This window comes from Algibacter sp. (genome assembly GCF_049667265.1).
In the GTDB taxonomy this organism is placed as follows: Bacteria; Bacteroidota; Bacteroidia; order Flavobacteriales; family Flavobacteriaceae; genus Algibacter_B.
Map to the genome: position 1 here is coordinate 1 of NZ_JBATHX010000140.1, position 6,803 is coordinate 6,803.

Consider the following 6,803-nt stretch of genomic DNA (forward strand, 5'->3'; position numbering starts at 1 on the left):
TTTTCGGTCTTTCTAAATCACAATATTTATAAGGATCATCAAATAGTCCTATTTTATATTTTGCAGTTAAAATTCGCTTTACGGCTTTATCAACATATTCTATGGAAACACTTCCTTCTTCAACAGATTTTTTTAAAGTTGATAGAAATCCTTCGGAAACCATATCCATATCTGAACCAGCTTTTAAAGATTGCGCAGAGACTTCCTGTAAGTTACCAACCCCATGATACTGCATTTCTTCAATACCTGTATAATCCGTAACCACAAAGCCATTAAAACCCCAATCGTCTCTTAATAACTCTGTTAACAACCATTCATTACCAGTTGCTGGAATGCCATCTATTTCGTTAAACGCCGCCATAACGGTGCCTACTCCTGCATCAATTGCAGCTTGGTAAGGCGGTAAATATTCGTTGTGCATTCTAATACGACTCATATCTACAGTATTGTAATCTCTACCTGCTTCTGGGGCACCATAAAGGGCAAAATGTTTGACACATGCTAGCATGGTGTTGTTTAGCGTTAAATCATCACCTTGATAGCCTTCTACCATGGCTTTTGCTATTTCACTTCCTAAATAAACATCTTCACCTGAACCTTCAGAAACTCTTCCCCAACGTGGATCGCGAGAAATATCAACCATAGGTGAAAACGTCCAGTTTATACCATCAGCCGTAGCTTCTTTAGCTGCCATTTGAGCTGTTTTTTTAATCATATCCACATCCCAAGACGCCGACAATCCTAATGGAATTGGAAAGGTTGTTTCATAACCATGAATGACATCCATTCCAAAAAGTAAAGGAATTTTTAACCTACTTTTTTCGATAGCTATTTTTTGAATTTCCTTAATACTGGCAACAGATTTTATATTAAAAAGCCCACCAACTAAACCTTTTTCAATCTTCTCACCAATATTAGAATTTTTAGCCTGCCCCGTTGTAAACTGTCCTGCACTTGGCAGATTTAACTGACCAATTTTTTCTTCAATAGTCATTAAGTTTAGAATAGAATCTACTTGAGCTTCATAAAGGTTTTCTGATTGCTTTTCTGATGATGAATCATTATTAGTTTTACAGCATAAAAATGATGAAACTATTACTAATACGAAAAGCACTTTTAGGTTGATTAATTTAGTCATATGATGGTTTTATATTTGAAAATAGCCAGGTTAGTAATTCCGGTTCAGCAAAAGTAGAATCCCAACTATTGTGATTATCCATTGCGTATAATTTAAAGTTTGGTTTGCCGCCAGCTTCTAAAATAGCAGAAACCATTTCTATTGAAAGTTCAGGCGCAAAAACATCGTCATTTGCACCATGAAAAATAGACATGGGTACTTTAGTTGCAAACGTTTTTGCAGTTTCTGGGTTTCCACCTCCACAAATAGAAATGGCAGCTGAAAATAGATTGGGTTTTCGGTATAGAATTTCGAAAGTTCCTAATCCTCCCATAGATAGTCCACCTACATAAATCTGATCTGGTTTTACATACGACTTTAAAACCATGTCATCCATTAATTGCATGACTAAACTTAAAGATAGCGTTGGTGCTTTATTTGTTGGAAAAACTAATTTTAATGGGTATGAACTTCTATCAACATCAACATTCGACCAATAATCTTCTTTTGGACATTGCGGAAAAATAACAATTGCAGGAAATGAATCTCTAACAGTTTCATTTAAAAATAATTTACTTCCATGTATCAGTTGTTTCTGATTGTCAATTCCACGTTCTCCAGCGCCATGAAGAAACAACACCACGGGATATTTTTTTTCCTTTGAAAAATCCTTTGGCAACAATAACCTGTATTGAAGGGTATCGAAATTATTTATAAAAACCTCTTTTGAAAATGCTTCGTCTTGAGCGTTTATTTTAGAACAAACACCAACAATAAAGATTAACAAAAAAGCTCTTAATGTCATTTTAATTCATTTTTAATAATTGAATCCTAAAATATCCAAACCCTTTTTAACATCTTCATTTTGCATGAATAAATTCCACAATACGCCAGTTCTGTGATTTTCTATCATGATAATTTGTGGTCCTTGATCTATAGCTAAATAAGCATCGGCAACCCAGAAATTGAAATTCGGGCTGAATGCATCATAAAACCCAGCAACACCTAACATTTTGTCCTTTTTTTGATAGAGATAATGCATGACATCCAAAGATTCAGAAGGTGTATAAGGAATGGAACTTATTGCTGCTGTAGGCGAAATAACACCCGTATCATTTGTTGGACTGTGTGCAGAATAGCCAATTGAATTATCTGAATTTCTAGAATAACTCGCTGTTAAGCCCCAGCAATCTGCTCCATAATCAGTATAATTTTTAGGGTTTGTAATACAGTATTGACGGTTAATTTTAGTGTGATTTACGGCAAGATTCCAATAATTTCCATATTGATCGGTTAAATTTTTAGGGTTTAAACCAAGAAATGAATAATGGCTAAAAAATAATGGTCCGCCTAAATTTGAACCTCCCGCATGGTTTAATACTAAAGGAAAACCATATTGGGAAGCAGCAGAAACAATACTCCCAGAACTAGCCCAACCTTTTTCGTAAACCGATTTAGAAATTGCATAATCTGGTGATGCTGCACCCAAAACATAGGCAATCATGGTTTCGTTATAACCTTTTAATTTAAGATTAATTTGAAAATCATAATTTGGGCTCCAATGCCAATACAACACCTCTTGATTTTGGGTATACCAGTTCCACTCAACGCCTTTCCATAAGGCATCAGCTAAGTCTGATAATTCTTTTTCTGCCGTAGTTCCGTTTTTAAAATATTCTTTCACACAAATTAATCCTTGTGCTAAAAATGCCGTTTCCACTAAATCGCCGCCATTATCTTTTTCACTAAATGGAATCACATTTCCTGAACCGCCATCTATCCAATGTGGCCAAGCACCATGAAAACGACTCGCGTTTTTAAAGAAATTTAAAATTTTATTCAGCCTTGCAACGCCTTCTGTTTTTGTAATATAATTGCGCTCCATCCCTACTAGAATAGCCATTAAACCAAATCCTGTTCCGCCTGTAGTAACCACATTTTGATTTAAAGTTGGGTTACTTGGATGGTAACGCTCCTTTGCGGCTCCAGAATTTGAATTTGCGAAATCCCAAAAATATTTAAAGGTTTCTTTTTGAGTTAAATCCATCATTTCTTGGTCTGTAAGCGGTGTGATTACCGGATCATCATCGCCTGCATTAGGATCATAAGGTTCTTGATATCCAGGTCCGTTATCATTATCACATGAGAAACAAACAAGACATAATATTATGAAGGTAAATCGAAGTATCATTTTTATAGATTTTTTTTATAAGTGAATTCTAATTTTTCAAGTCCGTTTTGAACATCTTTATTGCCCATGAACAAATTCCATATAAAACCTGAACGATAATTTTCTATCATAACTGGAATAGGTCCTTGATCAATAGCTAAATATCTTGGTGTGAACCAATTATCTTGAAAACTAAAGGCATCATAAGGTCCATATTTACCAATTAAACTATCATGGTTTTTATACAGTTTTTTAAGCATTTTCATACTTTCTTTTGGGGTGTATGGAAACGAAGAAAATGCGGCTGTTGGAGAAACTACTCCTATATCATCATTTGGTCTATGTCCTTTATAACCATTTATTGAATAACTTGAAGTTAATCCCCAAATACTATCTCCATAACCTTTAAAATTATGTGGATTATCGATGGCGTACTTATGATGAATGATGGCTTGATTTCGAACCAGTTTCCAATAGCTTCCATATGTATCTGACAATCCAACGGGGTTTAACCCCAAATATGAATAATGTGCCCAAAACAAAGGTCCAACAGGATCGTCGTCGTGTGCATAATAATCTAAAACTAAATTTTCATCATAATATTTTTCGTTGGAAACAATTTTTCCATTTCGTGCCCAACCCTGGTCATAAACAGATTTTTTAATTGAATGTGTTGGTGATGCAGCGGCTAAAACATACATTATTAAACATTCATTATAACCACCCACAGGAAAATTCATGTCCCAATTATATTCTGGTGACCAATGCCAATATAAAACATCTTCGCCATTTTTAGTATACCAATCCCATTCTACATCGCGCCAAAGCTTATCGATTTTTGAAACTAATTCTTGTTCTTTTTCATTACCATCTTTAAAATATTCAGAAACTGCTAACAGACCTTGAATTAAAAAAGCGGTTTCAACTAAATCGCCACCATTATCTTTTTTGCTAAAAGGATAAACTTTACCTGTTTCACCATCTAGCCAATGTGGCCAAGCACCATGAAAACGATCTGCATTCTCTAAAAAATCTACTATTTTCAGGTATCTATTTAACGCCTCTTCTTTAGTAATCCAACCTCTTTTTACACCAACCAAAATGGCCATTAAACCAAACCCGCTTCCTCCAGTAGTTACCGTATTTTTTGGTGAAGTTTCATAAATATCATCCATGTGCAATCTTTCTCTGGCTAGGCCTGAGTTTGGTTCTGCACCTTCCCAAAAATAATTAAAGGTTTGTTTTTGAATGGTATCCAATAAAGCTTCGTCATCTGAAACTGGATAATTATTACTTGCCTTTGTGTTATAGCTTATTTCTTTTTTATTGTTTTTACAATGACATAAAAAAAGACATAGTATGAATAAAGTAAATAGTTTGAATTTCATAAAAATGCAAATGATTAAAAACAAATTCTAGCTGTGCATAAAATAACGCACAGCTAAAATTTTCAAATAAACTAAACTAAAAATCTTTAAACAGCTATTAATTAGCCATTACAGCTTGAATTTCTTCGACGGTTAATACTTTATCAAACATATAAAGTTCATCAATAATACTAGTGTCTGATAAATGATTCCACCCGATAAAGTTTGGCGCACCAGAACCTATTGTAATATCTGTACAACCTGCCCAACTTATTGTTTTGCCTGTCATATTTCCACTATTGGCCACAGCTGTTCCATTAAAATAAATTTGTGTAGCGTCCTCGGTAACTGTAAATGCAATATGAACCCATTCACCAGCAGTAACATCAATTACCTCACCGTCATTCCAAACATCTCCTGTGCCATCTCCAATTTGAAGTTTTATTCTTTGTTCTGTTGCACTACCTTCTCTAAAAAGTCTGAACCCAGAACTTCTAACATCTGCATCGTCAACTCTAGGCGGTGCAACAGTTAAAATACCTGCTCTATTTGGGTCTCCGCTAACTTTATACCAGAAAGCACCTGTAAATTGATCAGCCAATACGTTAGCTATTGGAAGCGATAAATAAGCACCTGCAGCGCCTTGATACGCATCTGAACCAAACGCACTTTCGCCTGCAAAACCTGGTGTTCCAACAACTGTAGCATCGGCATTTGAAACACTATCCTTATTAGTACCATCAAAAGGCATATATAAAGTAGATCCGAAATAAGGAGTCACGTAATCTCCGCCTAAAACGGCAATAACTTCTTCGCCAGTAAGCGCTTTTGGATAAAACCTTAAATCATCTAGTAAACTGTTATCTGACAAGTGATTCCAATAGCTAAATGTTGGGCCGCCCGACCCTATAACAAATTGTTCGCAGCCTGTCCAATCAGCTGGAGCTCCTAAGGTTCCTGTATTTACTGGGTTACCATTTAAATAAATTTTACTTTCTGTATTTGAAATGGTCATGGCAACATGCACCCATTCACCAGCTGTTACATCAATAACGCCGCCGTCATTCCAGCTTTCTCCTGCTCCCGTACCAACGTTTAATTTGATGCGCTGTTCGGTTGCACTACCTTCTCTAAATAATCTAAATCCTTGTTTACGATCTGTTTCATCATCTCCAACCACTAAAATACCTGCTCTACCTGGATCTCCGCTAACTTTATACCAAAACGTTGCACTAAACTGGCTGGTTAGCTAATCGCCTACTGGATGCGTTACATATGCATCAGTTGCTCCCATATAAGATGCTGAGCCTTCATAAGCTTCAGCGCTAAATCCTGGAGAACCAACTTCGGTTGCGGCAGTTCCACCAACTAAATTAACGTAACTATCATTAAAAGGCATATAGAATGATTCGCCATATAACGGAATATAAGGATCAAATGAATTAATCATTATTTGAATATCGGCTTGTGATAAGGCTTTATTGAAAACACGTAATTCATCCAAATCACTTGTATCGGACTTATGATTCCAGTAACTAAACGTTTCGCCCCCTGCACCAATATCCATTGGCCCAACACCAGTCCAATCAATCGGAGCTGCTAAGGTTGCAGAATTCATTTCAATACCATTAAAATAAATTTTTGTTTCAGTTTGAGAAATTGTAAACGCCACATGCACATAGTCTCCAGCAGTCACATCAATTACACCACCATCATTCCAACTTTCACCTACTCCAGTTCCAACATTTAATTTTATTCTTTGCTCAGTAGCACTACCTTCTCTGAATAATCTAAATCCTTGTTTACGATCGGCCGCATCATCACCCATTACTAAAATACCTGCTCTATTAGGGTCCGCATTAACTTTATACCAAAAAGCGGCACTAAATTCATTGCTTTGCAACCCTTCTGAAGGAAATGTTAAATGCGAATCTGTAACTCCTTTATAGGCATTAGAACCTGCGTAGCCAGAACCAGCAAAACCTGGCGAACCAACTTGACTGGCAATTTGAAAGCTTATTAAATCTCTGTAATCACCATCAAAAGGCATATATAAAACTTCACCATCAAATAACGGGCTATACGGTGGTTGTTTACTAAAGTTAACCTCGGCAGAAGTTGTTTTACCTTCAATATCGGTTGCTTGAAC

The 6,803-nt window shown here is 35.9% G+C and carries 6 protein-coding genes and 1 pseudogene; all 7 read right to left on the reverse strand.

Annotation, left to right across the window (positions count from 1 at the left end; translation table 11 throughout):
* On the reverse strand, positions 1-1,138 hold a 1,138-nt coding region (locus tag WBN21_RS05075), incomplete at its 3' end, for a glycoside hydrolase family 3 N-terminal domain-containing protein (protein ID WP_424198200.1).
* On the reverse strand, positions 1,131-1,922 hold the full coding sequence (locus WBN21_RS05080; RefSeq protein WP_424198201.1) for an alpha/beta hydrolase-fold protein: 792 nt from the start codon (positions 1,920-1,922) through the stop codon (positions 1,131-1,133). The genes WBN21_RS05075 and WBN21_RS05080, both read right to left, overlap by 8 nt.
* A gap of 12 nt (positions 1,923-1,934) precedes the next feature.
* Positions 1,935-3,308 carry a glucoamylase family protein gene (locus WBN21_RS05085; RefSeq protein ID WP_424198202.1) on the reverse strand — a complete coding sequence of 458 codons (1,374 nt, stop codon included), beginning with the start codon at positions 3,306-3,308 and terminating at the stop codon, positions 1,935-1,937.
* A 2-nt stretch (positions 3,309-3,310) separates the two neighbouring features.
* Positions 3,311-4,675: a glucoamylase family protein gene (locus WBN21_RS05090; protein ID WP_424198203.1), complete on the reverse strand. Its 1,365-nt coding sequence runs from the start codon at positions 4,673-4,675 to the stop codon at positions 3,311-3,313.
* A gap of 97 nt (positions 4,676-4,772) precedes the next feature.
* Positions 4,773-5,405 carry a LamG domain-containing protein gene (locus WBN21_RS05095; protein ID WP_424198205.1) on the reverse strand — a complete coding sequence of 211 codons (633 nt, stop codon included), beginning with the start codon at positions 5,403-5,405 and terminating at the stop codon, positions 4,773-4,775.
* Between the two features lie 66 nt (positions 5,406-5,471).
* Positions 5,472-5,888: pseudogene (locus WBN21_RS05100) on the reverse strand (LamG domain-containing protein); the annotation flags it as partial.
* Between the two features lie 15 nt (positions 5,889-5,903).
* The coding region (locus tag WBN21_RS05105) for a LamG domain-containing protein (protein ID WP_424198204.1) at positions 5,904-6,803 on the reverse strand (900 nt) is incomplete at its 5' end.